Consider the following 26,676-nt stretch of genomic DNA (forward strand, 5'->3'; position numbering starts at 1 on the left):
CTGAGGTCATTCAAATCAATATTTGAAAAACAATAGAAGTATATAAGGCTAATGAAAGACTGCGGCTTTCTTATAAACAGTTCTGGTTGGAAAGAATTTATTTAATCCTTTATACCAAATTTGGTTAAGATATCCTCCATTAAACACCATTTTGTGAATGATGACTGTAAGAGGTTTATACCGACGAAAGCCGTAAACCACAACCAATTAATATTTACGTAAATGGCAAGTACTAGGCTAACTAGAATAAAGATTCCGGCAACAGCCCTAACAATTCTGTTTTTCATACTAATAATCTTTTAAATTGATCTTTCTATTGGAACCACAATCGCTCTAATAGGATTGTTAGTCACTAATTTTTCATTAAACACTTGAATCAAATTAAAGAGGGAATCTATTTTTTCATCTTCAGTGAAGGAAAAAAACAGACTGGATTCTACACCTCCCTTTACACCTGGAAACCAATTTGAGGTTATTAAAACAGACGTCTGTTGTTTATATCCGTCGATTTCTGAACCGCTAAAATTTTCAATATTGGCTTTTTTAAAAAGTTCCAAAATAGCCTCCTCGTACTGCTCAACTACGGTGACAATAAGTAGTTTCATATTTTGTGATTTTTACGTTCTATTAAATAATATACAAGTGGCACCACTAACAGAGTAAGCACGGTTGAAGCAATTGTCCCTCCCATTAGTGAAATAGCCAAGCCCTGAAATATGGGGTCAAAAAGAATAACAAAAGCACCAATTACCACGGTACCGGCGGTAAGGAGTATAGGAGTTGTACGAACTGCCCCGGCATCTATAACTGCTTGTTTTAAAGGAACTCCTTCTGCAACGCGAAGGTTTATAAAGTCAATAAGCAATACTGAATTTCTTACCATAATTCCCGCCAATGCAATCATTCCAATAAAAGAAGTAGCCGTAAAGAATGCATCTAACAACCAATGGCCAAGGACAATTCCAATCAAAGAAAGTGGAATTGCGACCATCATAACAATAGGCGCCTTAAAATTCTGGAACCACCCCACAATTAAAATATAAATAATGACAATAACCCCTAGAAATGCAATTCCTAAATCCCTGAATACTTCCAGAGTAATCTGCCATTCTCCATCCCATTTTATGGTATAATTATCTTCAAAATCGGGTTGTTTAATGTAAAGTTCTTCAAGCTTATATCCTTCCGGAATATCAATTTCATTTAATTTATCTGTCATGCCCAAGATAGCATAAACCGGGCTCTCTAATTCGCCAGCCATATCAGCAATTACGTAAACCACTCGTTTTTGATTTTTTCTATAAATGCTTTTGGCAGTAATGGTTTTATTAACTTCCGTTAAATCGCCTATGGTATTCATGGTTCCCATTCCGGATTTAACTTTGAGTTGAGAAATATCATTAATGGTGGATTTCTCTTTTTCGTCCAGTGCAAGTACCAGGCTTATCTGGTTGGATGCATCTTCATCATATAAATTAGTTATTGCTCTCTCAGAAAGGGCCAAATTTAATGTTTGGGTAATTTGCTCTGGTACCACGCCATAAAGCATAGCTTTTTGCTTATCTATAATGAATTCATACTCGGTTTGGTCTGCTTCTACCATCCAATCGACATCCACTACATCTTTGGTATTGTTTAACAGGCCTTGTATCTGATTAGCGACGGCAATCTGCCCGTCATAATCCGGTCCATAAATTTCTCCCACAATGGTTGATAACACAGGTGGTCCTGGTGGTACTTCGACCACTTTTACGTTCGCATTATATTTTTTTCCGATTTTTCTAATTTCAGGGCGCAGAAGGCTGGCAATCTCATGGCTTTGAGCACTTCTTTCGTGTTTATCTACCAGGTTTATCTGAATATCAGCGACATTGCTCCCTCCTCTGAGATCATAGTGCCTTACCAGCCCATTAAAGGTTATAGGAGCTGAAGTCCCTACATAGCTTTGATAATTAATCACCTCCGGAATAGTTGTCAAATACTGGGAAATTTCTTTTGCAACAACAGCCGTCCGTTCAAGCGTCGTACCTTCCGGCATATCTATGACCACCTGAAATTCATTTTTATTATCGAAAGGCAGCATTTTTACAGCGACTGATTTAGTAAAGAACATGGCTACCGAAGCCAATAACAAAAAGAAAGTTATTCCCAAAAATACCCAACGTATTTTTTTATTTTCCAACAAAGGCTTTTCAAATCTCTCATATATCCTATATATAAAGGTTTCCTCTAGTTGTTTCTCTTCTTTTTTCTTTCCCTTTTTTTCTTTTTCACGCAGAAAAATAAAACCCAGATAAGGGGTAATTGTCAGTGCCACAAACAAGGACAATATCATTGCAATAGACGCTCCAATTGGCATTGGCGACATATATGGGCCCATTAGTCCCGAGACAAATGCCATTGGTAAAACCGATGCAATTACCGTAAAAGTTGCCAAAATCGTTGGATTCCCAACTTCATTTATAGCGTAAAGTGCAGCTTGTTTGAATGGCAAACGCTTCATTTTAAAATGGCGGTGCATGTTCTCTGCAATAATTATGGAATCATCCACCACTATTCCTGTTACAAACACCAGGGCGAAAAGAGTTATTCTGTTCAGGGTGTAGTCCAGCATATAATAGCTGAGCAATGTAAGGGCAAATGTAATTGGGACTGACAAAAACACTACCAAACCACCTCGCCAACCCATGGCCAACATAACCACAAAAGTGACCGCAATGATTGCGCCTATAAGGTGCATAAGTAGTTCTGATACTTTTTGAGAAGCAGTTTCTCCGTAATTACGGGTAACTTCCACATGCACATCCGTAGGAATCAGATTTTGTTTCAGATGATCTACCTTTTTCAGAATAATATCCGAAATCTTCATTGCATCTGCTCCTTTTCGTTTGGCTATGGAAATGGTAACAGCCGGATATTCAGAATTATACAGCTGTGCTTTTTCGCTTGCCTGGCCAAAACCAAGAGAAACATAATTTTTGGGCAATTCAGCTCCATCATGTATTGCCGCAATTTGTTTAAGGTATATTGGTTGATTTTGTTGAACGCCGACTACCAAATTTTCAACATCCTCTGTAGTTTCCAAAAATCTTCCGGTTGTTACTGTGAACTCTGTATCATACTTATCAAAAGTACCACTGCTAAGCTGACTGTTATTGGCTTTTATCATCTGGGCAACGGAAAGGAAATCCAGTCCGCTTTCTGCCATCTTATCTTTGTCGAGTACTACCCTTAATTGCCTGTTTCTGCCACCAATTTTTTGTATAGCCGAAACGTCATTTATTTTTTCAATTTCGTCAGTAAGTTCCTGCGCAATCTGCTTCAATTGGTAATCATCGTAATTCTCACTCCACAGGGTTAAACCCAGCATTGGTACATCATCAATGGCTCTGGTTTTTACCAAAGGAAAAGTCACACCCTGTGGCATGATATCCATATGTTTATTAATCTCATTGTAGAGTTTAACAAAAGACCTTTCAATATCCTCACCCACATAAAATTGAACAATAACCATGGCTTGTTCCTTCATGGAAGTAGAATAAACATATTCAACCCCTTTGATATTAGAGATAAGTTTTTCGAGAGGCTTTACAACCCTTGACTCAACTTCGGTTGGGCTGGCTCCGGGATATCCCACAAAAATATCCGCAATGGGAACATCAATCTGAGGCTCTTCCTCCCTTGGAATTAAAAAGGAGCTGTATACCCCAATGATCATAAAAACTATCATTAGGAGCACTGTTAGCTTTGATCCTATAAATGACTTTGCAATTTTCCCTGCTAATCCTTCTTTCATATTTTTATTATTGCTTTATGAACTTCTTTGCTTTGTGGTCGTAAATAAACCTACTTCGGATCTATTCTATAGATATTTTAGCCCCGTTAAATAGTTTTCCATCTGATGTAACAATAAAACTTTCATCTGCCGTTAAGCCCGACAAAACCTCGACCATATCGCCATAGGACCGTCCTAAACGAAGCCATCTGAGGAGTGCTGTGTTACTCTCGCTTACTGTAAATACCCCGGATAACTGCCCTTTATGAATGACTGCCTCTATGGGTATTAATGCTGCTCTTGATTGATTATCTGCCGTTATAGGAAATTTCACTGTGGCATACATCCCGGATAGGATAGGTGCACTTGTTTCCAATAAGGACACTTTAACATGGTACTGTCCACCCGTATTTTTAGATGAGCTACTTACCTCAATCACTTCTCCGGAGACATTTTCATTTAAGGTGTTTAAATCCACCTGCACTTCCATGCCCTGTTTAATTTTTGTTATTTCAGATTCGGGTACTAAAGTCAGCACCTGGTATTTCCCCGGAGCTTCTAATTCAAGAAGAGGCATGCCGGGATTAGCCATATCTCCGGGGTTTATGAACTTATTGGTCACTACTCCGTTGAAAGGAGCACGAATATCTGCATAAGAAAATTGTGCATTAACTTCATTTTTCATTTGCCTTGCGGCCTCCAGTCTCGCTTCGGCCATATTGTAATGGGCAGTTATATCATCCAGTTCCTTTTGGGAAGCGCTATTTTCCTGAAACAATGCCGTAAATCTTTTCAGGTCTTTTTCCGAATTGTTATAGGCTGCTGTAGCTTCAGCAATTCCGGCATTTACCTGAGCAAGCTTTGCAGACAGATCCATGTTATTTAAACTCAATAGAAGTTGTCCTTTAGTGACCTTATCCCCTATCCTTACATAAATCTTTTCTACATGTCCCATGATTCGGGTACTTAAGTTGGCACTTTTAACGGCTTCTATGGTTCCACTGGTGGAAATCATATTCGGGCCATCAATCTCACCAACCATTCTTACTGTAACCGGAATAACAAGCTCATTTGCCTGTTGCTCCTTCTTCTCTTTATTACTACAACTCCAGACAAGAAGTATCAGAAGTATGACGTATAATTTTTGCATGTTTTGGTTTTTATTCTTCATTATTTAATTATTCTTTTGTTAAAAATTCCATGTAGGCCACAGCAGAATTGTGCTGAAAAATGGTAAAATAATATTCCAGCTGTTTCTGAGCATATTGCGTTTCGGCTAGAAGCAGATCCGTCGTTTTTTCCAAACCCTGTGCAAAACGATTGCTGCGAATTCTGAGCGCTTCTTTGGATTGATTTAAAGCCAGGGTGGTAAGCTTCAGATTATTTTTGGTGTCCTGAAGCATACGATTTGCTTTATTCAGCTCAAGCTGACTTTCCGATTTGTATTGCTCTAGTTCCAATTTGGCTTTTTCGAACTCTGCTTTGCTTTTATGGGCTTTACCAAACCGCCTGGTCCCATTCAGGATGTCCCATCTCAATTCTGCACCAAACAGATAGCCACTGGCGCTTCCCCTAAATACCTGGTCATCATGTAATTCGTAGGTCCCAAATGCATTCAGCTTTGGTAAAAAACTCATTTTATCTGACCTATATGTTTGATAATAGGCCTCTTTAGCTGATTCCATTGCCAAAATATCTTTTCTATTCTCTGACACATTTTCCAAAGAAAATTGGTTTGCAAAAACCTTAAGTGAATCGGCAGGGGTCATTATCTGATAGGTGGAGTCATTCATCATAACCGACAAGTAATTGGAGGCATTTTGAATATTACTTTTTGCATATTGCAGTTGATTATCAATTTCTGTTACTCGTACTTCCACGGCCAGTACATCAGATCTTTGCAGGTATCCCTGTTTGAAACTATTGTCGGCCAGCCTTTTGTTTTCCAATGCAGCCAATTTTGTTTGTTCCAAAACTTCTACTGTTTTATATGCCAGCTGTAACTGCATATATGCTTTTTCAACCTCCAGCTTAAGGTAATCCCTTGTACGCCCGGATTGATATTCCGAGGCCGTCAGTTTGGCTTTTGCTGCTTTGCGCTGGTAGAAACCATCAAAATTCAACAGGGGTTGCTGAATTTCAAAACGCGTCGCATAATCTTCAATTTGACTTGGATTATTAAGGCGGTCCGGATTAAAATCGGCTTGTGTTACAATTTGCTGATTTAATTTAACGCCAAAAGCCATCAACGGATTGTTAGTGGCTATGCCAGTATGTGATAGACTAATATTAGGCAATAGTACGGTATTGGTTTGCCTAAAATCACCTTCAGCAGCCATAACATCCTTTTCTGTGATTTTTAAGGTTGTATTGTACTCCATTACCCTGTTCATTACCTCCCCCTTGGTAATCAGTACGCCTTTTTGCGCATTTATAAAAAAAACGCTTAACATGATCAGTATTTGTATCGTATTCTTCATGTACTAATTAATTTGAAGCAAAATTAGACTAAGAAGAAAGTGCAGATGGTAACCAATGTTACCAAAATCGGGTAACTAATGTTACAGAATATGAAAGCAGAATTGTATATAACAGGAAACAGTATACACCTGGTTTCTGAGATTGCAGATCGCTAGCCAATTATTGTTAGATGGGTAAAAAGAAATTAAAGTTTGGTCCCGTAGGAAAGATCCCCGGCATCGCCTAATCCCGGGATTATATATCCTTTTCCGGTCAATTCGTCATCAATGGCAGCGATCCACAGATGAGTATTTTCAGGGAAAACACTTTTTACATACTCTATTCCCGCAGTAGAACCAATTACAGAAATTATATGTATCTGCTTGGGTTGACCATGGTTTTTTAAAGCGTTTAATACATTCTCCAAGGTCTTTCCGGTTGCAAGCATAGGATCTGTTAATATGAGTGTTTTACCTCCCAATGCCGGAGCTGCAAAATATTTAACGATTACATCAAAGTCGTTACCCCCGTCCGGATGATGTCTGTAGGCTGAAATAAAAGCGTTCTCAGCCTTGTCAAAATAATTCAATAGTCCCCGGTGTAATGGTAATCCTGCCCTTAGAACAGAACATAGTACAAGATTATTTAAGGGTAAGGCCATGGCTTTATGACCAAAAGGTGTTTGCACGGTATGTACCTTATAATTTAGAGTTTTACTTAATTCATAACACAAGATTTCACCAATTCGCTCAATATTCCTGCGAAAACGCATGGAATCTTTTTGAATATTTATATCCCTGAGTTCAGCAACAAATTGATTTAGCAAGGAGTTTTCAGCTGTGTAATTATGAATGATCATTCATTTTATGATTTACTCTAAAGATACATTTTTTAGGATTTAAACCAGTAACTTATCCCGGCGGACCAATAGAAAACCGGCTTAAGATCTTCTTCAACTATAGTATCTTCATTTATTATTGTTGCGCTGCTTTGAGGAAACGCCATCATGGGGTAAAATGAAAAGAAAAAATGCCTGTAATTGTAATGCAATGGAATTGCTAATTCTATATTGAGAACTTTAAATTTTTGAACTTCGTCAATATTAATCGTATTGGATTCCGCTGTTCCGGAACCTGAATTACCCATACCATTTCCTTTTCTATTCCCTAAACGACTGCTCCTATAGTATTGTTCATAAAAATTTTGTGTTCCCGCATATAAAGAAATATTGGGGATAATCATTAGATTTTTATTGATGGCATAAAAAGTACGATCGAGCATCAACCCGGTAATAATATCGGTGGAACTCCCATCATTGAAATAACTACTTAAAGAGAAGGTAGCCTCCATTACCTCAAAATCATAGCTAATAACCCCGGTTAGATCGCCCAAAACAGAAGACATCACATTAAAGCTTTCATCACTAAAAAAGTAAGCAGTTCCCGAAATACCGCCGCTAAAGTTGTTTGAATTGAAGTTGTAACCCGCGCTGAGTAAAATAAGGTCAACTCGGTTAGCTTCTGATCCTGTAAGGAATGACAAGGACGCATCGGCAAAAAAACCTGATTTGTTGTAGTACCCTATTGAAGGGAACAGATAAGGGGCGGCAATAGAATCGCGCCTTCCCATAAAAACGTTATCATTGATATAACTAACATTTGCCAGGAAATAAGAAAAGTCTTCATTAACAAAATCATTGGTGGTTTTAACAGGGTCTTGAGCTACAAGAACTAAAGGGGTAATCGAGAATAAAAAAAAATTCAAAATAAGTCGAATCTTCATTTTGGATTGCTTTAAATAAGGGCCCCGGAATTTATCCGGAGCCCTCTAAAGTGTTTATTTTGTGCTTATTTTTTTCTTTTTCATAGCAGGCTTATTTACACCTTTTTTTATCATCTTTTTATGAGGGGCAATGTTTTTTTGTATCATCATTTTGCGATACTGATACATATTACTAAACATTTGACCATCAGTATTCAGGCATTGTCCATCGTGCAGTTGTAATCTCTTTTGATCTCTTGTTTGAAAACTTCCATCAGGGTTCACTACAACTCCATTTCCAAGGTCCAGACTTTCATTCAAACGCTGTTGTGTCTGATTCCTTACGACATACATATCACCGTCAACCAAAGTGTATTGAACTCTATTTTGATTTCGTTCCCGAATTTGATCCTGGGATAAACCTATATTCTCTTGGCCTACTTTGTAGCGGTATTGATATTCATTCCGATATTTGATTCCATCACTATCTAAACATTCGCCATTCTTTAGTTTCAAGTGGGCACCATCTGCGGTTTGATATGTTCCATTAGGAGATAACACAGATCCATCTGATAACTTCTGCTTATCTTTAAGGCGCATTTCCGCCCTATCTCTTAATTCCAACATTTCGCCGTTAACCATAACCAATTTGGTACGGTCTTGATCCTGAATTCTATCCTGATCTCTTTCCTGGGCCGTAAGCGCCGTAGATCCGAAAACTACAAACGCAAATAAAAAAAACATTCTTTTCATGGTATTGAGATTTAATATTAATAATGCTACAAATCTATAAGACTAAAATAACAGGGACAATGACATTAGTCATGTAACCTCAATAAATACGGGGGTTTTGTGTAACCTATGTTACATTCAGAAGAATTTTTTTAAGGAATTTAAGGAATTGCAAAATCCGTATATTTACAGATAGCATACAGCTTATTTAAGAAAAAAACGAGTTCGTTATCTGCATTAGCCGCACACAGATTTTCCTCAGAAACCACATGATTTCCTGAATATAATTTACTGCTATTTGAAGTATAGTAACATTTGTTACAAGGACTTTACTAAATAAATTCTTAATTTAGATTCTTTGGAAATAAATTGAATAATGAAAAGACGAAACTTCGTTAAAAAGGCCACTATAGGCACCATGGCCTCCGTAATTGGCGCTGATATTGTATTTGGTTCGGTAATGCCCGAAGGATATAAACCTTTGGCCCTGCAGGACCCGGACCCTTTCAAAATGTTCGATAAGGATAAAGGAATGGTGGTGTTAAATGACAAGCCCTGGAATATTGAAGCAAAGGCTCACCTTTTGGATGATAAAATAACGCCTAATAAGTTCATGTTTATCCGTAACAATGGATTAATTCCTGAAAATATAGATGCTAACAAATGGACCTTAACATTTGATGGAGAGTCAGTTAGGCAAGAGAAAACATATACGCTCGCAGAATTAAAATCAAAATTCCCACAGTATACCTATGAATTAACCCTGGAATGTGGGGGTAATGGCCGAAGTGAATTCGACCCACCCGCAAAGGGAAATCAATGGACAATTGGTGCCGTTTCCTGTGCCAGTTGGACCGGAATCAGGTTAAAAGATGTTTTGGAAGATGTTGGAATAAAAGAGGACGCAGTGTATATTGGTTATCACGCTGTGGATGAACATTTAAGCCGGGATCCGGGCAAAGAGCCCATTTCCCGCGGTGCCCCGATGCTAAAAGCAATGCAGGAGGAAACTTTACTTGCTTTTAAAATGAATAACGAGGACATTCCATTAGCTCATGGTTACCCATTGCGGCTTATAGCCGGGGGCTGGCCGGCTTCAGTTTCCGGAAAATGGATTAATAGAATTAGCATTCGAAATAAAGTACATGATGGCACCAAAATGACCGGAACAGCGTACAGAGTACCTTGTAATCCTGTTGCGCCAGGCGAAAAGGTTAAAGATGAGGATATGTGTATTATAGAATCTATGCCGGTAAAATCTTTAATCACCTATCCCAAAACCGGAGCTATGATTGGTAAAGGCAAAAAATTGGACATCCGCGGACATGCCTGGGCCGGAGAACTTGAAGTAGTTCAAATGGAATATTCCATAGATTTTGGTTCCACCTGGCAGACCTGTCCTATTGATAAACCGGCAAACAGACTGGCATGGCAAAATTTTAATGCTTCAATAGACTTTCCAAAAGAAGGTTATTATGAAGTTTGGGCGCGGGCCACAGATTCCCGTGGCATAAGTCAACCCATGCTATTACCAGGCTGGAATCCTAAGGGTTACCTGAATAACGCATGCCATAGAATTGCAGTAAAGGTTTCATAAATGCAGGAACACTCTAAGTTTAAACAGCAAGTAAAAGCCATCTATAGACTTATGGCAGGTTTATTTGGCTTATTCATTGTAGCTGCCATAGGAATCCTGTTTTTGTTGTCTAACCCAGATTGGACCAGGAAAAAAGCACCGGAAACGGAGCAGGAATATGTTGCTATTCCGGAAGAGGATGATTTCGACAAAATTGAAAATGGCGTCCATGTACGAACCGGGCTAATAGAAGCCGATGGATTAATGACGGTGGTGAATAATTGTACAAATTGTCATTCTGCAAAACTGGTCACCCAAAACAGAATGAATGAGGAGCGGTGGATAGCAACTATAAGATGGATGCAGGAAACGCAGAATTTATGGGATCTGGGAGGTAATGAAGAAATAATTGTAAACTATCTGGTAACCAACTATCCCCCAAAAAATAAAGGAAGACGTGAAATTCTATCAGATATAGAGTGGTATGATCTCAAGGATTAGCACATTTGCTCTGTTTTGTTTTTTGCTGGTTTCATGCAACGAAGTAAAAGAAAAATCAGGTATTGCCCAAAATGATTATGTGTCAAGAGAACATCTTATTGAGGCAAAAGAACTGGCTGGAATTTTTGAAGATGAAAATATAAAAATAGTTGATTAACGGCTCTTTAGTAGGTTAGGCATAGAAAATAATGATCTAATTATAGTATATGATGATAAAGGATCGTCTGATGCAGCCCGTTTATGGTGTATATTAGATGATTATAATTTTGATTCTGTGAGGATATTAAATGGCGGTTTAAAGAGCTGGGAAAGGACAGGTGAAAAACTTACTGTAAAACCTGTAACATACGATCCCACGCAATTCAACCTTCGCGAAAAAGGCAATGAGGATATATGGATTGATAAGGAAGAACTAAGTAGCTTAATAGGCAACGAGGACAGTAATATTATTATTGTTGATTCTCGTAGTTCAGAAGAATACAGTGGGACCCTCATTAAAAAAGGGGCATCAAAAGCAGGGAGAATACCAAATAGTATTCATATCGATTGGGCAGAAGCGATTGATCTCAGGAATAGTAAAAAGTTCAGGCCCATTGAAGAATTGCAAGAGATATACAACACCCTGGAAATGAATTTAAAAGATACAGTTGTTGTTTATTGCCATACCGGTTACAGATCATCTTTAACTACCTTTGTACTGCGAGAGTTAATGGGATTTGAAAATGTCAGAAACTATGATGGATCCTGGGTGGAATGGAGTTATTTCGATGAATTACCTTATGAAAAAGATAGTATAATGTTATAAAATAAAATAATTATGGAAAAATATATTGACGCTTTTGTTTCGGCTTTTTCAGGGAGTGTAAATTGGACCTGGAAGTCTATTATTTTTGATGTCCCATGGTATACAAACTATTTTTGGGGCCTGGTAGTAATTTCATTAGCAGTTTGGATTCTGGAAATTCTTTTTCCATGGCGGAAGGACCAATCTATTTTTAGAAAAGACTTTTGGCTGGATGGTTTTTATATGTTCTTTAATTTTTTCATGTTCGCTATTGCCATTAGCGGATTCTATAATTTATTAGAAGCATTATTCAGCGATATTGGAATTACATCTAAAAGTCTTGCTATTGTAGATATTTCCTCATACCCCATGTGGTTACAATTACTTTTGTTTTTTATTGTTTTAGATTTTGTGCAATGGTTTACTCATATCCTGCTTCACAAGTATCAATTCTTATGGAATTTTCACAAAGTGCATCATTCTGTGAAGGAAATGGGGTTTGCCGCCCATCTGCGCTATCATTGGATGGAGAATATCTTATACAAACCTCTAAAAGTTTTCGGCGTAATGATTCTGGGTGGATTTGAACCAGAACAGGCATATGTGGTACATTTTCTGGCTATTGCTATTGGTCATTTGAATCATTCAAATGTTAAAATTACCTATGGCCCGCTGAAGTATATTTTCAATAATCCGGTCATGCATCTTTACCATCATGTAAAGGCTTTACCTGAAGGGAGATATGGTATTAATTTTGGAATCAGTTTAAGTCTCTGGGATTATATTTTTAAAACTAACTATGTTCCGGAAGACAGTGGAACAATAGAGCTTGGTTTCCCGGGAGATGAAAAGTTTCCACATGATTTTGTGCATCAGGAATTATATGGCTTTGGGAAACCTAAGGATGAATAATAAGTAAAATATCAGTTAATTATTTTCCTTAAAACTTATGGCCCAGATTCCTCTGACCTCGTTGTCCTGATAATCCCGGGCCATATCTTTTGGGTAGAGTTTATCCAGTATAGCTAAAGTAGGAGTTGCGATCTCCTCTTCTGACACTCCATGGCACTGAAGGCACATCGCGTTTGTTGTAATGGGATAATAGAAGCCTATCTGCCCATCCGTTATGTCCAAAATTGGATCTACAGCCTTAGCTGACGCCAGCATTTTTTTAAAGTCAGCTATAAAAACTAACTCCTTTTCATTGGCTTTGTTTAAAGGATTTCTGGGCTTATCAGAAACACGCCTTATTGTAGCCCCATAAGCTAAAGATATACTGTCTGTTAGCGGAAGGGCGCTAATATTACAAAATTTAACTGCGCCATCCGGGCCTTTTTCAGTTATAGCCTGCACTAATTTCTTGCCTAATAAACCCTTTGCTCCAGCCGCATACTTCTTCCCTAACTTCTTATATTTTTCAAGTGTGTCTACGGATACTTTTCCCATATGCTTACACTGCCCCTTACCTTTGTCCATGCAATTCCCGGAACATTCCCCCATTCCCTTTCTTTTCCCCATTCCTTTACCTTTCCCCTGGCCCTTGCCCTTATGCGATTGGAACCAATCTGGCTTATCAATATCATTATCATATAGATATTCCGCAATTTGTGTAATTGTCTCATCAGGAAACGACTGATACGGCATTATTCCAAATTTTCTTAAGGCCCCGGGCATTCTGGTATTTTTCTTACTGGGATCTTTTACCCAGTGCATTATGTCCTTTACAAATTTCTCCCTGGATGTTGTCTCTTTTAGATAGTGTTTCTTAACTGCGATCATTGGGGGAGCTATCATTTCGTTCTGCGCAGTCTTAGGGTTATGACAGGTATAGCATTCTTTTTCCAATAATTCTTTTCCTGGATGAGTGCTATCAGTCACTAGTACACTTGGAGAATTCTCATTAATGACCTGAAGACTGGTTTTGGGCGTTTCCCTACATGACAGCAAGAATATAAGTCCCGAAAGGAATAATAGTAGCTTCATTATTTTGACATTTTCCCGCTTGCACAACTGAAAAATGAACGTGCTTTAGCAGATACGCTATTTTTATACTCAATAGAAGGATACCCCAGTGCTTTTAGTTTATCCTTCACTAATATGGCATCATCCACATTTTCACAGGTAAAATGAACTGAGGCCGTTTCTGTATCCACATCAATGTCTGAAAGATGGTTCATTTCCGATAATTTACTAGTGATGGTTTTTGCACAACCGTCACACTTTAGGTTTTGAACTATTACTGAGGCCTTCATAATTTGTGTTATTTTGTTTTGTTTTGAATATCTACATTGCTATTGCCACCTTATAATTCCCCCTTTTAGATCATAAATCTTTTCAAACCCCATCTCGATAAGTTTTCTTGCCGCCTTTTGACTTCTGTTTCCAGACTGGCAATAGAGGTAAACCGGTTTATCTTTTTGCAATTTTTCAAACGATTTTTGAAAATCAACTTTATCAAAGAAATCAATATTAATAGCCTTTCCAATGTGCCACCGTTTATATTCTTTGGCTGTTCTAACATCCACCAACTGAACTTTCGGATCTTTAATAGCCTCTTTATATTTTGAGACCTCTAAGACCTCAAATTTGTCTGATTGTTCGGCTTTTGACCCGAATAGTGTTTTAAATAATGACATTAGTCTATTTTTTTATTAAATATTAAAGTTCTGGTTAAAGGGAACGACCAAAAATAATCTGGTCATTCCCGTAACAATGAACCAAAACAAACTCTAAAAACAAATTTTTATAACATGCTTGTCGGACATATATAATCCGATTTCTCAACCTTTGTTTTTTTGATTTCATCAAAACCATCCGCGACATCAACGAAATCATCCCAACCTTTTTGCATTAAGATAGATGCAGCGATCATACTTCTGTAACCTCCTTCACAATAAAGTACAAAAGGTTTATCTATTGGAAATTGAGAAAGGTGTTGATCTAATTCATTTAAAGGAACATTAATCGCACCAATAACATGTTCAGAATCAAATTCACTTTTTTTCCTTATATCAAAGGCAAGTGGTCCTTCCCCAAAATATGCCTTTTCAAACTGATTGGCCGTAATTCTCTTAATTCTTTCAACTTGCTTCTGCTCTTTTTGCCAAGCATCAAATCCACCATCTAAGAAACCAATGGTGTGGTCATAACCAACTCTTGAAAGCCTGGTAATAGCCTCTGCTTCTTTATCAGGATAGGTAATTAACAAAATTTCCTGTTTTACATCTGGTATCATTTCTCCAACCCATTGAGCGAAATTACCATCAAGACCTATACTTATACTATTGGGAATATGTCCTTTTGCAAAGTCTTCGGGTTTACGCGTGTCCAACATTAGCGCATTTGTTTCATTCGCAACAACTTCAAAGGCATTTGGTGACAAAGGCTTTTCCCCTCTTTCTCTTACAATGTCAAGGCTCTCATACCCCTTAATATTCAGCAAAACATTTTGTGGGAAATAGCCAGGAGGTGCTGTTAAGCCTGTAAGAAGTTCCTTTATAAATTCATCCTTGGTCATATCAGGCCTCAGTGCATAATTTACTTTTTTCTGATGCCCAAGAGTGTCAGTTGTTTCCTTACTCATCATTTTTCCGCAAGCGGAACCTGCCCCATGATTGGGGTAAACAATCAAATTATCATTTAATGGCATGATTTTATTCCGAAGTGAATCAAATAAATGTCCTGCCAGTTTTTCCTCAGTAAGTTCTGAAACTACATGCTGGGCAAGATCTGGTCTGCCAACATCTCCAATAAATAATGTATCACCGGTTATTAGACCGTGTTCTCTTCCATTCTCATCAATTAACAAATACGTAGTACTCTCCATAGTATGCCCGGGAGTGTGAATTACTTTAACCTGATAATCCCCAACTTTAAAAATCTGATTATCCTCTGCAACCTTAGCATCATATCCGGGTTTAGCAGTTGGACCAAATACAATTTCTGCACCGGTCTTTTTCTTCAGATCTAAATGACCACTTACAAAATCGGCATGAAAATGTGTTTCAAAAACATACTTTATTGTTGCTTTATCCTTCTTTGCCCTTGAAATATATGGCTCTACCTCCCTTAATGGATCAAATATTGCGGCTTCACCTTTACTCTCCAAATAATATGCAGCATGAGCTAAACATCCCGTATATATCTGTTCTATTTTCATTTTATATTTTTTTGAATCTATTCAATAAAAGTATTAAGTAATTGGCACTTCTATAGTAACTTAGGTTACAAAGCTCAGTTTTTGCCAACTAAAAAAAAATGACTTTTATCATTGTGCGTTACATTGGCCCAAGAACCTCTATTTGTTCCACATGGCTATTTTTGATGAAATCAAAACTATATCTGTAAGCTTTGGGTGTATGTAACATAAGTTACACAACTTTTTTCCTGGGATAAACAGGAGAGTATGGAGCCTTAACCCCTTCTAATACAGGCTTTTATGCAAGTTTCAGTCTAAGATATTTTAAACTGAAATTACATTGTTAAAGGCGACCATTTATATGATTTCAATCTATGATAATTGTCATAAACAGTGGAAAACCTTGAATATAACTTTGCGCCTTAATTGAGATATTAACCAGCAATTATCAATAAAAATTGACCATCAATTGAAGCGGTTAGGATTTGTTTTTAGTTGCATAAATTACTTAAACATGAAAGCATATTTTTTTAAACTTTGTTTTCTATTATTTGCAACTGCTGCATATTCACAGGCAGGCCATATCATGCAGGGTGTGGGTGCCGTAAATATGTCAATGGGTGGCGCCTCAACAGGTCAGCCTTTGGATATTTCAGGTGCAATACAATGGAACCCTGCTTCTATTTCTACTTTTGATGAGAAGATCTTAAAGTTTGATATTGGTTTATTCTTCTCCTCACCGGAATTGAGTTCTACTGTAACCGATTTAACCGGAACCGTTTTTAGCGGGACAACTAAAGACGACAGGGGTGTTTCACCTTTACCAGCTTTGGCAATGGTATGGGGAAAAGAAGGTAGCAGGCATACATTTGGTGCTTCCGCCTTTGGTATTAGCGGATTTGGGGTTACATTTCCTGAAAGTACTACCAATCCAATTAATATGCCTCAAAGTATGGGAGGATTTGGTCGAATAGAATCTAACTATAGTTTACTGCAATTGGGTTTTACTTATGCTTATGAATTATCTGATAAATTCTCAATAGGACTTCAACCTACATTTAATTATGCAACTCTGAAATTAATCCCCAACCCAACTGCTAATCCAACAGCTGCAGGATATCCATCAACGGACAACTCTTCGGCTTTTGGTTTTGGAGGACAATTAGGTGTGTATTTTGATTCCGGTAACGGATTTTCGGCAGGAGCATCTTATAAAACCAAACAATCATTTGGCGATTTTAAATTAGATAACACTTACCTGGATGCAAGTACAGGTGAAAATGAATTCAAAATAGATTACCCTGCAATCTGGTCTATAGGCCTTGGTTTTTCTCCCGGACAATTTGACCTGGCTTTGGATTACAGATATGTCGAATATGAAAACGCTTCCGGATTTTCTTCTGTGGGTTGGACACCTACCGCATCTGTAGCCGGATTTGGCTGGAAGAATATCAGTATAGTTTCTTTCGGAGTCCAGTTTAAAGGTGTGAACAGACTGCCATTACGACTTGGATACACTTATAGTTCAAATCCAATAGAAAGTGATGTGGCATTTTTTAATGTGCCTGCCACGGCTATCATCAAAAACGCGTTCCAATTTGGTTTGAGTTATGAGATAAGTGATCGATGGGCCATTGACGGAGTTTACCATATGGGCTTTAGTGGAGAAGCAACTTCAGGGCCATTACTTAATCCGATGTTTATAGCCAGTTCACCTCCTTATGGAGCCATTCCCGGCAGTGAAGTTTCTTATGATATGACAACTTCCATGATTATGGTTGGAGCGAGTTATAAATTCCTAAAAAATTAATCCAATAACTAGAATTAGCCTAGTTCAAAACGGCGCCAATTATGGCGCCGTTTTTTGTTTTTTATTGAATTGTAAGTACGAATAAATTATAGGAACTATAGTTATAATTCCGGTGATTGTGATAAAGACAATTGAATTGGTCTCTCTATTTAAAATGAAACTTGAAAATATTATAATTACCCCGCCAATAAACCACAATTTTCCAGCCATAATGTGGGTTTCCTTCCAAACAGTTTCAGACTCAAGGGTCCATGGTGTTCTAATACCGAGAAAGTAATTTGGCTTTATGGTTTTAAAAAAATTACCCAGAATTATAAATAAAACACCGAGGCTTATAATGATGAAATTTGGATTTGTAATTGACTGTTTTTTTACCGAATACAGAATAAACAATGCCAAGACTGACATAAAAGAGGTTAAAATAATTTTAATGCTTTGATATTTGTTTCCCATTTTAGTGAGTTTGTTTTTGGGATCAATTTTTGGAATAATCAAAAAAATAATATAAATAAGTAAAGGCAGTAAAATTGGGATCAGGATGAGTTCGCTTTTATTCCCGTATCGATCAATTTCCCCTTCTAAGTTCCAATGCAAAGGTACCTGTTCCGGTAATTTGTGCCATATAGAAACCAGGTAAATAAAAGGAAGTAAAACGATGACCAATAGTGGTAATTCCTTTCTAATAGTTGTTGTCATAATATTATTTTCTTAGCGTAAGTATCCAATTTAATAAATCTTCCAAAATTGTTGTGTTTAATGAATATTCCACAAATTGACCTTTCTTTTCACTTATTATCAAATCTGCTCTTTTTAAAATATCAAGATGATGTGATATGCTCGGTTTTGAAATTTTAAACTTCTTTGCAATTTCCCCTGCATTCATATCCTTTTCTTTTAACAATGCCACAATCTCCCTCCGTGTTTCATCATTAAGTGCTTTAAAGAGAGAATTCATATATTATTTAGTTATTTAGATAAATATCTAAATAAATTATTAAATAACAAAATATTTTTATCCTCTTCATTCAATAGGGCCCTTCTACTTTTGTATCCTGTTGAACTTTTTTACATAAAAAAACCCTGCCAAATGAAATCAGCAGGGTTTAAAACAATCTAATAATGGAACCTAAATTATATGATTAATTCACCGTGTTTAAATAAATAATAAATGCGTGCCTTCTTCATTGGCTCTGCCATAAAAATCCCCTATAGTTAATACCCCATCCAATTCATCAATTAAATCTTCTCTTTCCAGGTGGAACATGTCTATGGCCAGTTTACAACCCCATAGTTTACAACCGGAGTCTGACAAAATTTCCAGAAACTCACCAATTGGAGGCATATCTAATTTTTCCATTTCCTTCTTCATCATCTTTGTAGCCAAGGCTTCAACACCGGGTAGTCCACCAAGCATTGTTGGCATATGTAATGCCGGATTACCTACGGTGGCAACTCGTAAGTGTTCTAATTTTTTCTTTTGAATGGCTTCCAGTCCAAAAAATGTAAAAAATATTTCCGATTCAATACCTTCCATCCTGGCTCCATTTGCCATAACAAATGCTGCATATGCATTTTCTATGGTACCCTTGGAAAGAATAAAAAGCATCTTTTTAACTTTAGTTCCGCTCATCTCTTTTACTTTAGTTTCGCTCATCTCTTTTACTATAGTTTCGCTCATCTCTATTTTTTTTATGATTTTATTAAAATCTTATATAACTCTTTGCTATTTAAATACAACTCTTCGGTTTTGGTATCCCTGCTATCAAAGTAGACTTTTTAAGAGGTCCTCCGGGAAATAAACTGTAGAACTCTTTAATGTTTATGACACCGCTCTTCTTAATACCACGGATTGACAGAGGTTCTTCTTTTTGATATTTATCCTGTAAGTATTCTACAACTTCCCAATGCTTTTCAGTCATGGAAATACCCTGTTCCTCTGCCAAATAACCACATATGTCCTTATCCCACTGATTAAAATCGACTAGATAACCTTCTTCGTTTACTTCAATTTCCCGTTCTGCTATTATTTTTTTCATGTTTTTTAATTTAAATTTATCTTAATTGACTTTTTCTATTTGTTTCCCTTTTTCAGACATTTGTGCGTCAACAAAAGGTATAGGCACACCCTTTAAAAGCATGTTCCAGTATATCCATCGGAAGGCGAGTTTGCCCATATGATTCATTCTGCTCTCTTTCAAAAGCCTTAAAGGACCTACACCGGGAAAGGGAAATGTTCCTTCAACCGGTTCTGTTGTGTAGTTAAAATCAATCAATAAAGCTTTGCCACCACCTGTTTCAATAAAACAATTTGCATGACCGTCAAAGTCCTCTTTTAACTCCTCACCATTTATATATCTCAATATATTATCCGTCAGGATTTCAGCTTCAAAATGGGCTACGGAACCTGCCTTTGATGCCGGTAAATTAGTAGCGTCACCTATGGCAAATATATTCTTATGATCTGTGGACTGTAATGTCGCTTTGTTTGTTGGAATGTAATTCAGATCATCTCCCAGACCTGAGCGTTCTAGCAATGGATCGCCCATATTCGTTGGGACGGTTACTAAAAGGTCGTATTCTACCTCAGTATCCGCGTAATCTATGATTTTATTATTCTCATAGTCAACCCGCTCTATATTAAAATCTGTAACTTCTTTAATGTTCTTTTCTTCCAACAAATAATGAAGGGTTTTCGTAGCGCGTGGCTTAGTAAAAGCCCCATCCAGGGGTGTTACAAAGGTAATATCTACCTTATCTCTCATCCCTTTGTTTTTGAAATAGGAATCCGCCAAAAATGCAAATTCTAAAGGAGCTACAGGACATTTTATGGGCATTTCTGTTATATGAACTACCAGTTTTCCACCTTCCCAGGATCTAAATTTATCCCTTAATGCTTTGGCTCCTTCATATGTATAGAAATCAAAGATGTTTTTATACCATTTTGGCCCTTTCATACCTTCTATTTCTTCCGGTACAGTTTTCGTTCCTGTGGCTACAATTAAAACATCATACAACAGCTCCTGGCCATCGGTAAGAAGTACCTTATTGTTTTCCGGTTCAATGAGATCTATTTTTTCCTGGATATAGTTAACACCTTTAGGTAAAAACTTGGATCCTTTTTTCTTAACCTGTTTTGTAGTATAAATATCAAAAGGAAGAAATAAGAACCCAGGCTGGTAATAATGGGTTTTGTATTGATCTACAATGGAAATCTTCCACTCTTTTTTAGGCAGACTGGATACCAAATGATTGGCCATCATAGTTCCGGAAGTTCCTGCACCTAATATGACTAAATTTTTCATCATTATTTACCTTATTTAGTTTAAAATACAGGGATTTTTTAACCCGTATTTAATGATGTAAAATTAATTATAGGAAGTGCTGTAAAATATGACATAAGTCATATATCCCGCTTGTGTAACTGTTGTTACATATAGCTGACAAAAGTTATTTATCAAGGGGAATATTCACTAATTAGAAAGAATAGAATAATTGTTTGATAGAACACAAATTGTGAACTCCACGACATAAAATAATCTAAATAAAAGTAACAAAAGATCGACAGTTCCGGTAAATAGTAACCGAAAAAGACCCTTTAATGAGAATAAAATGAGCCATCCATTTTGTAAACTACATTAAAGATGATACCTTGATTTCATTATTAACGAAGTTCTGTTGTATAATAAGGGCTGCACACTAAACCAATCGCTTTATGATTACTATTTTATTACTCCTTTTGAGTGTGGCAATCATTGTATTCCTCACTGCTAAATTAAAAGTTCATCCATTTTTAGCCCTACTCTGTGCCGCTATCTTTTTTGGCCTCCTTTCGGGTATGGAATTGAATATAATTGTACAATCTATAAATGACGGGTTTGGCATTACATTGGGAAAAATTGGAGTTGTCATTGTCCTGGGTGTTATAATTGGTGCCTTTCTTGAGCATTCAGGTGGGGCCTATAAACTGGCTGAAATAATCCTTAAAATAATAGGTAAAAACCGGGTACATGAGGCCATGGGTTTAGTAGGTTTTGTAGTCTCGATCCCAGTATTTTCCGATAGCGGGTTTATAATTCTCAATCCATTAAATAAAAGCCTTTCTAAAAGGGCCGGATTGTCCATCGTAGGGACTGCCACGGCTTTGATGCTCGGGCTAATGATCACTCATGTTCTGGTTCCTCCTACCCCGGGTCCTATAGCAGCGGCGGGAATAATAGGTGCGGATGTAGGCATGGTAATGTTAATTGGTCTCATCATTGGTGTTCTCTCACTGGTTGTAGCCATTTTTTATTGTAAAAAAATGGGTGCCAAACACTATTTAGATCCAAATCCGGAAATTTCGGAAGATGAGATTCAGGAAAAAATTAAGCAGGCCCCAAGTGCATTTAAGTCGTTTTTACCTATTTTGATCCCCATTCTACTGATCGTAGGAAAATCACTGGTAGAATTTAATGCAACTCCGGGCCAGGCGGAAACTACATGGGTGAAATTTATTTCCTTCGTTGGTTCTCCGGTAATTGCTCTTATAATTGGTATGCTTTTCGCTTTCTTACTCCCAAGGAAGTGGGATAAAACTATACTATCCACCACTGGTTGGGTTGGGAATGCCCTTTCCGATGCCTCAAACATTATTCTTATTACAGGTGCCGGAGGGATTTTTGGCACTATCTTACAGAATAGTGGAATTGCTACTACCCTGGCAGATACACTCTCTACCGCCAATTTGGGTATTTGGCTGCCCTTTATGTTATGTGCAGCAATTAAAACAGCTCAAGGCTCATCAACAGTTGCGCTAATAACAACGGCTTCAATCATAGCTCCTTTATTGATTTCCATGGGTTTTGTAACGGAAATAGATAAAGCTTTGGTTGTTTCTGCAATAGGTGCCGGCGCAATGGTAGTTTCACATGCAAACGACAGCGGATTTTGGATCCTTACTCAGTTCTCTGGTATAGATGTGAAAACCGGATATAGGGTATATACCCTGGGTACTTTCATAGTTGGTTCATTTGCAGCATTGCTGGTATACGTTGCAACCTTTATAGTTTAATAAAATACTCAAACTAGTATTTATACTTTATGTGATTTCCGCATTCTTAGTTAAGGGCGACCGTATTTTATCCTAAATTAGCTAAAAATCAATTAAATTTATCAGTTGCCTAAAAATGCACAAGATTTCGAAAGGATTTGATAGGACAATTATAATTTAATTATGATTTTAGTAAAAAAGACATTAATCTTATATATTCAAACTAACTCTTTTTGACCAATATGAGTTTGTCAATCAACCAAAACTAAACAAATGGAAAACACAACAAACGCCCCCCAAATTAATTCTAAACGTCTTTTTTATGGTAGTTGTTTTGCTTTAATCACTACGGCTTTATCTTTTAGTATTCGGGCCGGTATTCTGCCACAATTAGGAGAAGAACTAAGTTTATCAGCCGAACAATTGGGTTTTATTAACTCTATGTGGTTCCTGGGTTTTCCGATATCTATGGTCATAGGTGGATTGATATATCATAGTGTGGGTGGAAAAAGGATTATGCAATTTGCATTTTTTGCCCATGCGCTTGGTATTATTCTGACCATTTATTCAGGTAGTTATATAGGACTATTAATTTCTACTTTACTAATTGGATTGGGAAATGGCTGTACAGAAGCGGCCTGTAACCCAATGATTGCCGATGCATACCAGGGCAGCAGGATGAGTAAAATGTTGAATAGATTTCATATGTGGTTTCCCGGGGGAATAGTAATTGGAAGTCTGATTTCAAAATTTATGACGGATGCCGGATTAGGTTGGGAAACTCAAATATGGGTTATTTTAATCCCGACATTAATTTATGCCTACCTCTATTTCGGACAAGCCTGGCCTAAGGCAAAAATTAAGGAAGCCGCATCAATTGGAAGCAACTTCAAAGCAATGTTCTCCCCTTTATTTATTTTTATGATGGTATGTATGGCTTTAACCGCTATAACGGAGTTTGGTCCGCAACAATGGGTTGGCATTATTTTATCTAAAAGTGGTGCTTCACCTATGCTGATATTAGCACTGGTAACCGGACTAATGGCGGTTGCAAGGTATTTTGGGGGTGTGGTTGTGAAAAAATTTGATCAGACCGGAGTATTGCTTGGGTCATCAATTCTGGCAACGCTCGGTATTTATCTTTTTAGCACACAAACCGGAGGCATGGCTTACGTGGCAGCCGTAATATTTGCCCTCGGAATCGCATATTTCTGGCCGAATATGATTGGCTTTACTGCTGCTAAGATACCTAAAAGCGGGGCCCTGGGAATGTCTGTTATTGGCGCGGTTGGCATGTTTTCATCTTCCATTTTTCAACCAATCATAGGCAAATGGATTGATTCTGACAGGGCCGAAGTGGCCGCCAGTGGACTTACGGGCGATGAGCTGGAATTAGTAGCCGGACAGCAAACACTGGGAACAATGGTCATATTTCCCGCCATCTTAATTGTGCTGTTTACTATACTTTGGTTCTGGATAAAGAAGCGGAAGGCTGAGACTGCCATGGCGTAGCCTCCAAATTATTAATACCTCAAAGCAAGCGGGATACAACGGCATTGAATTATTTTCAGCTAAAGGCAATGAAAAACACTATTCCAAACTTGGAAAACAGTAGGTCTGTTTGGAGATAGTAACCACCTATGAGGCCTCGGTATACCCAAAAAAAATTTTCCAGTTCTAATCAAAAAACCCGGCTGTCTGGATGGGATAAATTGAAGTAACCTATTCTTAAACAGCTAAATAACATTTAAAATGAAGCAAGCGCTTAAATTAATATTTCCAATCGGGCCTACGCTCCTATTTGGTTTACTTATTTTATCCTGCAAAGAAAACCCAAAGGACCAGCTAAAATCTGTTGAAAATATTCTGGCTGATCCTGATTTGACTTATAATGCCTATTCATCCAAATCTACGGATAAACTTATTTCCCGTTCAGAGTATTCAAACAAACTATACGGTTTTTGGTTGGGTCAATGCATTGCCAATTGGACAGGATTGGTAACAGAAATGGACAAAATTGGAAATATTGGAGCGATAAAAACAGGACCCTTCTATACCAGGGAAGATTGGGGAACGCCAGACCAGCCCAGTATATGGGGTGAAGGCCTGCCAAGTGAATTATCGGATAACATAGACTTTGTTTTCCGGGGAGAAGATGAGGTTTGGGGTGCCGATGATGATACAGATATTGAATATATGTATCAGCATTTGTTGTATACCAATAAGACCAGCATGTTAAGCGGAAAGCAAATTAAGGAAGGCTGGCTGAAACATATAAAACACGAGGAAGAAAACTATTTGTGGGTTGCGAATCAAAAAGCGCTGGATATGATGCTCAATGGTGCGGTACCCCCGGAAACAAGTGACCCACAAATTACAAAAGACACTATATATGACAATTATCACGAGATGATAGATGCGCAATTAACTACAGAGATTTTTGGTCTTTTTGCTCCTGGAAGACCGGATATTGCTTTAAAGATGGCAAATTTACCCATCCGGACAACGGCCCGGGAAAATGCTCAATGGATCTCTGAATTCTATGTTATCATGCATTCCTTAGCGTCCGAAGTTGATAAAACCCTAGTCGAAAAAGAGCAAATAGCACGGATGGCTCTGCAGGCTCGAGAACACCTTCCCCATGATTCATATGCTGCTAAGATGTTCGATTTTGTAAAAGGCAAATACGATGAAAATATTCCGTGGGAGCAAGCTCGGGACGACTTATATGAGCGCTATCAGATAAACCAGGAAGATGGATATACCATAACCTCAAAGAATATTTTTTGTAATGGTTGCTTTGCGGCAGGAATAAATTTTGGTGCCAGTATAGTAAGTCTTTTTTATGGCGAAGGAGACATCAAAGAGACAATTAAGATTGGGGCACTGGCCGGATGGGACTCAGATAACCCTACTGCCACCTGGGGTGGTCTATTGGGCTTTATGCTTGGTAAAGAAGGGGTGGAAGCCGCTTTCGGTCGAAAATTTTCTGATAAATTTAATATTCACAGAACCAGGGTGAACTTTCCAAATGACGGATTAGATACTTTTGATGAAATGGCTAAAAAGGGTATTTATATCATTGACCGGGTTGTGCAGGAAGAAATGGGTGGAGGCGTAGATCTGGAAAAAGATATATGGCTCGTTCCTAAAGAGGGATTGTAACAAATAAATGAATTGGAAAACGAAGTCTGAACTTTCCATGTATTTAATTGTACCAGATTTTCAGGTTGATCACAAGTATTATAAAATTTCAGTAACTTTAATGTTATTCAATTAATGAAACCAGAGAATAATCATTTTCTTAAATATCTAGAGGCACTTTCCTCTTCTCCTTTTTTCAAGGATTCCAGTACCGGCTCTATTAAGGAACTATTGCATTCCATGTCGGAGGAACATTGGAACGCGAAAAGTTTTAAAAGCAGTACAGATGTAATGTCCACATTCCACTTCATCGTATCGGGCAGGTTAAAAGTATATAAGTCCAATCCGGATTCAGGTAGAGAACATACGGTTTTTGTGCTGTCTAAGGGTGATGTTTTTGATGTTCTATCTTTACTGGACACTAAGCCGCATGATGTATACTGGGAAGCGTTGGATTCATTGGAGGTCTTAAAAATTCCTATGGAACAAATGCGTCATTGGATTAATAAATATCCGGTAATGCACAAAGCCATATTATATTATCTGGGTGACCGTATGCGACAACTTATGGATGTTGCCACTGATGTTACCCTTCACAGTACTTTGGTGCGCCTCTCTGCATTGCTCCTTAAAAATATAAATGGAGAAACCCGCAAATTAGAATTAATCAATAATTTACCAAATGATGAGATTGCCGGCCTCATAGGCACTACTCGGGCTGTTGTGAGCAGGCACATCCAGGAATTAAAACGTTGTGGTGCAATTTCGGTAAGTCGCAAACAAATTAATGTTAAGAATCTGGAATTGCTATTATCAATTGCTGAAGAAAAGTACATTCCTTAATTAATTTTTTTTTTGGAGAACCATTCCATTTGTCATTCTAAAATTATCAATTACCGGATATCGCAAATTTTACTAAAGTGCTACTTAGGTAGCTGTATTTGCTTTTAAAATCAAATAACTTTA

The 26,676-nt window shown here is 37.6% G+C and carries 27 protein-coding genes; 10 read left to right on the top strand and 17 right to left on the bottom strand.

Features of this window, described 5'->3' with window-relative positions; translation table 11 throughout:
- Positions 1-101: 101 nt before the first annotated feature.
- The 8 genes from Q0X66_RS01885 to Q0X66_RS01920 form a co-directional block, all read right to left on the bottom strand.
- Entirely contained in the window at positions 102-287 is a 186-nt protein-coding gene (locus Q0X66_RS01885) for a DUF2892 domain-containing protein (RefSeq protein ID WP_297702785.1), read from the bottom strand.
- A 12-nt stretch (positions 288-299) separates the two neighbouring features.
- Entirely contained in the window at positions 300-605 is a 306-nt protein-coding gene (locus Q0X66_RS01890) for a hypothetical protein (protein ID WP_297702786.1), read from the bottom strand.
- Positions 602-3,796 (bottom strand): efflux RND transporter permease subunit, encoded by a 3,195-nt coding sequence (locus tag Q0X66_RS01895; protein ID WP_297702787.1) that lies wholly within the window; start codon positions 3,794-3,796, stop codon positions 602-604. The genes Q0X66_RS01890 and Q0X66_RS01895 overlap by 4 nt, the downstream gene beginning before the upstream one ends.
- A gap of 61 nt (positions 3,797-3,857) precedes the next feature.
- The gene (locus Q0X66_RS01900) at positions 3,858-4,925 is read right to left on the bottom strand and encodes an efflux RND transporter periplasmic adaptor subunit (RefSeq protein WP_297702788.1); all 1,068 of its coding nucleotides are present in this window, start codon (positions 4,923-4,925) and stop codon (positions 3,858-3,860) included.
- A gap of 28 nt (positions 4,926-4,953) precedes the next feature.
- A complete protein-coding gene (locus Q0X66_RS01905) occupies positions 4,954-6,255 on the bottom strand; it encodes a TolC family protein (RefSeq protein ID WP_297702789.1) in 1,302 nt (433 codons plus the stop codon).
- A gap of 185 nt (positions 6,256-6,440) precedes the next feature.
- Positions 6,441-7,094: a uracil phosphoribosyltransferase gene (gene upp / locus Q0X66_RS01910; protein WP_297702790.1), complete on the bottom strand. Its 654-nt coding sequence runs from the start codon at positions 7,092-7,094 to the stop codon at positions 6,441-6,443.
- A gap of 32 nt (positions 7,095-7,126) precedes the next feature.
- A complete protein-coding gene (locus Q0X66_RS01915) occupies positions 7,127-8,017 on the bottom strand; it encodes a hypothetical protein (protein ID WP_297702791.1) in 891 nt (296 codons plus the stop codon).
- Between the two features lie 54 nt (positions 8,018-8,071).
- Positions 8,072-8,749 carry a DUF6799 domain-containing protein gene (locus Q0X66_RS01920; RefSeq protein WP_297702792.1) on the bottom strand — a complete coding sequence of 226 codons (678 nt, stop codon included), beginning with the start codon at positions 8,747-8,749 and terminating at the stop codon, positions 8,072-8,074.
- Positions 8,750-9,104: 355 nt separating this feature from the next.
- Between Q0X66_RS01920 and Q0X66_RS01925 the strand changes: the two genes are divergently transcribed.
- From Q0X66_RS01925 to Q0X66_RS01945, 5 genes are read left to right on the top strand one after another with little or no spacing between them, the layout of a single operon-like run.
- Positions 9,105-10,325 carry a sulfite oxidase gene (locus Q0X66_RS01925; protein ID WP_297702793.1) on the top strand — a complete coding sequence of 407 codons (1,221 nt, stop codon included), beginning with the start codon at positions 9,105-9,107 and terminating at the stop codon, positions 10,323-10,325.
- A complete protein-coding gene (locus Q0X66_RS01930) occupies positions 10,326-10,805 on the top strand; it encodes a monoheme cytochrome C (protein ID WP_297702794.1) in 480 nt (159 codons plus the stop codon).
- On the top strand, positions 10,789-10,962 hold the full coding sequence (locus Q0X66_RS01935; protein ID WP_297702795.1) for a hypothetical protein: 174 nt from the start codon (positions 10,789-10,791) through the stop codon (positions 10,960-10,962). Before Q0X66_RS01930 ends, Q0X66_RS01935 begins: the two co-directional genes overlap by 17 nt.
- Before the next feature lie 21 nt (positions 10,963-10,983).
- Positions 10,984-11,610 (top strand): sulfurtransferase, encoded by a 627-nt coding sequence (locus Q0X66_RS01940; RefSeq protein WP_297702837.1) that lies wholly within the window; start codon positions 10,984-10,986, stop codon positions 11,608-11,610.
- 12 nt (positions 11,611-11,622) lie between these two features.
- The gene (locus Q0X66_RS01945; protein ID WP_297702796.1) at positions 11,623-12,501 is read left to right on the top strand and encodes a sterol desaturase family protein; all 879 of its coding nucleotides are present in this window, start codon (positions 11,623-11,625) and stop codon (positions 12,499-12,501) included.
- A 15-nt stretch (positions 12,502-12,516) separates the two neighbouring features.
- Here the strand turns inward: Q0X66_RS01945 and Q0X66_RS01950 are convergent, their stop codons facing one another.
- The 4 genes from Q0X66_RS01950 to Q0X66_RS01965 form a co-directional block, all read right to left on the bottom strand.
- Positions 12,517-13,572 carry a DUF3365 domain-containing protein gene (locus Q0X66_RS01950; protein ID WP_297702797.1) on the bottom strand — a complete coding sequence of 352 codons (1,056 nt, stop codon included), beginning with the start codon at positions 13,570-13,572 and terminating at the stop codon, positions 12,517-12,519.
- A complete protein-coding gene (locus tag Q0X66_RS01955) occupies positions 13,572-13,841 on the bottom strand; it encodes a heavy metal-associated domain-containing protein (RefSeq protein WP_297702798.1) in 270 nt (89 codons plus the stop codon). The genes Q0X66_RS01950 and Q0X66_RS01955 overlap by 1 nt, the downstream gene beginning before the upstream one ends.
- A gap of 39 nt (positions 13,842-13,880) precedes the next feature.
- Positions 13,881-14,225 carry a rhodanese-like domain-containing protein gene (locus tag Q0X66_RS01960; protein ID WP_297702799.1) on the bottom strand — a complete coding sequence of 115 codons (345 nt, stop codon included), beginning with the start codon at positions 14,223-14,225 and terminating at the stop codon, positions 13,881-13,883.
- Positions 14,226-14,332: 107 nt separating this feature from the next.
- A complete protein-coding gene (locus Q0X66_RS01965) occupies positions 14,333-15,748 on the bottom strand; it encodes an MBL fold metallo-hydrolase (protein ID WP_297702800.1) in 1,416 nt (471 codons plus the stop codon).
- A gap of 493 nt (positions 15,749-16,241) precedes the next feature.
- Here Q0X66_RS01965 and Q0X66_RS01970 point away from each other — a divergent pair, with 493 nt between their 5' ends.
- The gene (locus Q0X66_RS01970) at positions 16,242-17,537 is read left to right on the top strand and encodes an outer membrane protein transport protein (RefSeq protein ID WP_297702801.1); all 1,296 of its coding nucleotides are present in this window, start codon (positions 16,242-16,244) and stop codon (positions 17,535-17,537) included.
- Between the two features lie 39 nt (positions 17,538-17,576).
- Here the strand turns inward: Q0X66_RS01970 and Q0X66_RS01975 are convergent, their stop codons facing one another.
- From Q0X66_RS01975 to Q0X66_RS01995, 5 genes are all read right to left on the bottom strand, one after another.
- Positions 17,577-18,233 (bottom strand): SdpI family protein, encoded by a 657-nt coding sequence (locus Q0X66_RS01975; RefSeq protein ID WP_297702802.1) that lies wholly within the window; start codon positions 18,231-18,233, stop codon positions 17,577-17,579.
- A 4-nt stretch (positions 18,234-18,237) separates the two neighbouring features.
- The gene (locus Q0X66_RS01980; RefSeq protein ID WP_297702803.1) at positions 18,238-18,492 is read right to left on the bottom strand and encodes an autorepressor SdpR family transcription factor; all 255 of its coding nucleotides are present in this window, start codon (positions 18,490-18,492) and stop codon (positions 18,238-18,240) included.
- A gap of 198 nt (positions 18,493-18,690) precedes the next feature.
- Positions 18,691-19,215 (bottom strand): DsrE/DsrF/DrsH-like family protein, encoded by a 525-nt coding sequence (locus tag Q0X66_RS01985; RefSeq protein ID WP_297702804.1) that lies wholly within the window; start codon positions 19,213-19,215, stop codon positions 18,691-18,693.
- A gap of 49 nt (positions 19,216-19,264) precedes the next feature.
- A complete protein-coding gene (locus Q0X66_RS01990; protein WP_297702805.1) occupies positions 19,265-19,573 on the bottom strand; it encodes a TusE/DsrC/DsvC family sulfur relay protein in 309 nt (102 codons plus the stop codon).
- Positions 19,574-19,594: 21 nt separating this feature from the next.
- Positions 19,595-20,842, bottom strand: a complete 1,248-nt coding sequence (locus tag Q0X66_RS01995) for an FAD/NAD(P)-binding oxidoreductase (RefSeq protein ID WP_297702806.1) — start codon at positions 20,840-20,842, stop codon at positions 19,595-19,597.
- 407 nt (positions 20,843-21,249) lie between these two features.
- Here Q0X66_RS01995 and Q0X66_RS02000 point away from each other — a divergent pair, with 407 nt between their 5' ends.
- The 4 genes from Q0X66_RS02000 (at position 21,250) to Q0X66_RS02015 (ending at position 26,553) form a co-directional block, all read left to right on the top strand.
- Positions 21,250-22,587 carry a GntP family permease gene (locus Q0X66_RS02000; protein WP_297702807.1) on the top strand — a complete coding sequence of 446 codons (1,338 nt, stop codon included), beginning with the start codon at positions 21,250-21,252 and terminating at the stop codon, positions 22,585-22,587.
- A gap of 252 nt (positions 22,588-22,839) precedes the next feature.
- A complete protein-coding gene (locus tag Q0X66_RS02005; protein ID WP_297702808.1) occupies positions 22,840-24,078 on the top strand; it encodes an MFS transporter in 1,239 nt (412 codons plus the stop codon).
- Positions 24,079-24,318: 240 nt separating this feature from the next.
- Positions 24,319-25,731: an ADP-ribosylglycohydrolase family protein gene (locus Q0X66_RS02010; protein WP_297702809.1), complete on the top strand. Its 1,413-nt coding sequence runs from the start codon at positions 24,319-24,321 to the stop codon at positions 25,729-25,731.
- Positions 25,732-25,845: 114 nt separating this feature from the next.
- Entirely contained in the window at positions 25,846-26,553 is a 708-nt protein-coding gene (locus tag Q0X66_RS02015; protein ID WP_297702810.1) for a Crp/Fnr family transcriptional regulator, read from the top strand.
- The last annotated feature ends 123 nt before the right edge of the window (positions 26,554-26,676 follow it).

This window comes from uncultured Eudoraea sp. (assembly GCF_947260015.1).
Lineage (GTDB): Bacteria > Bacteroidota > Bacteroidia > Flavobacteriales > Flavobacteriaceae > Eudoraea.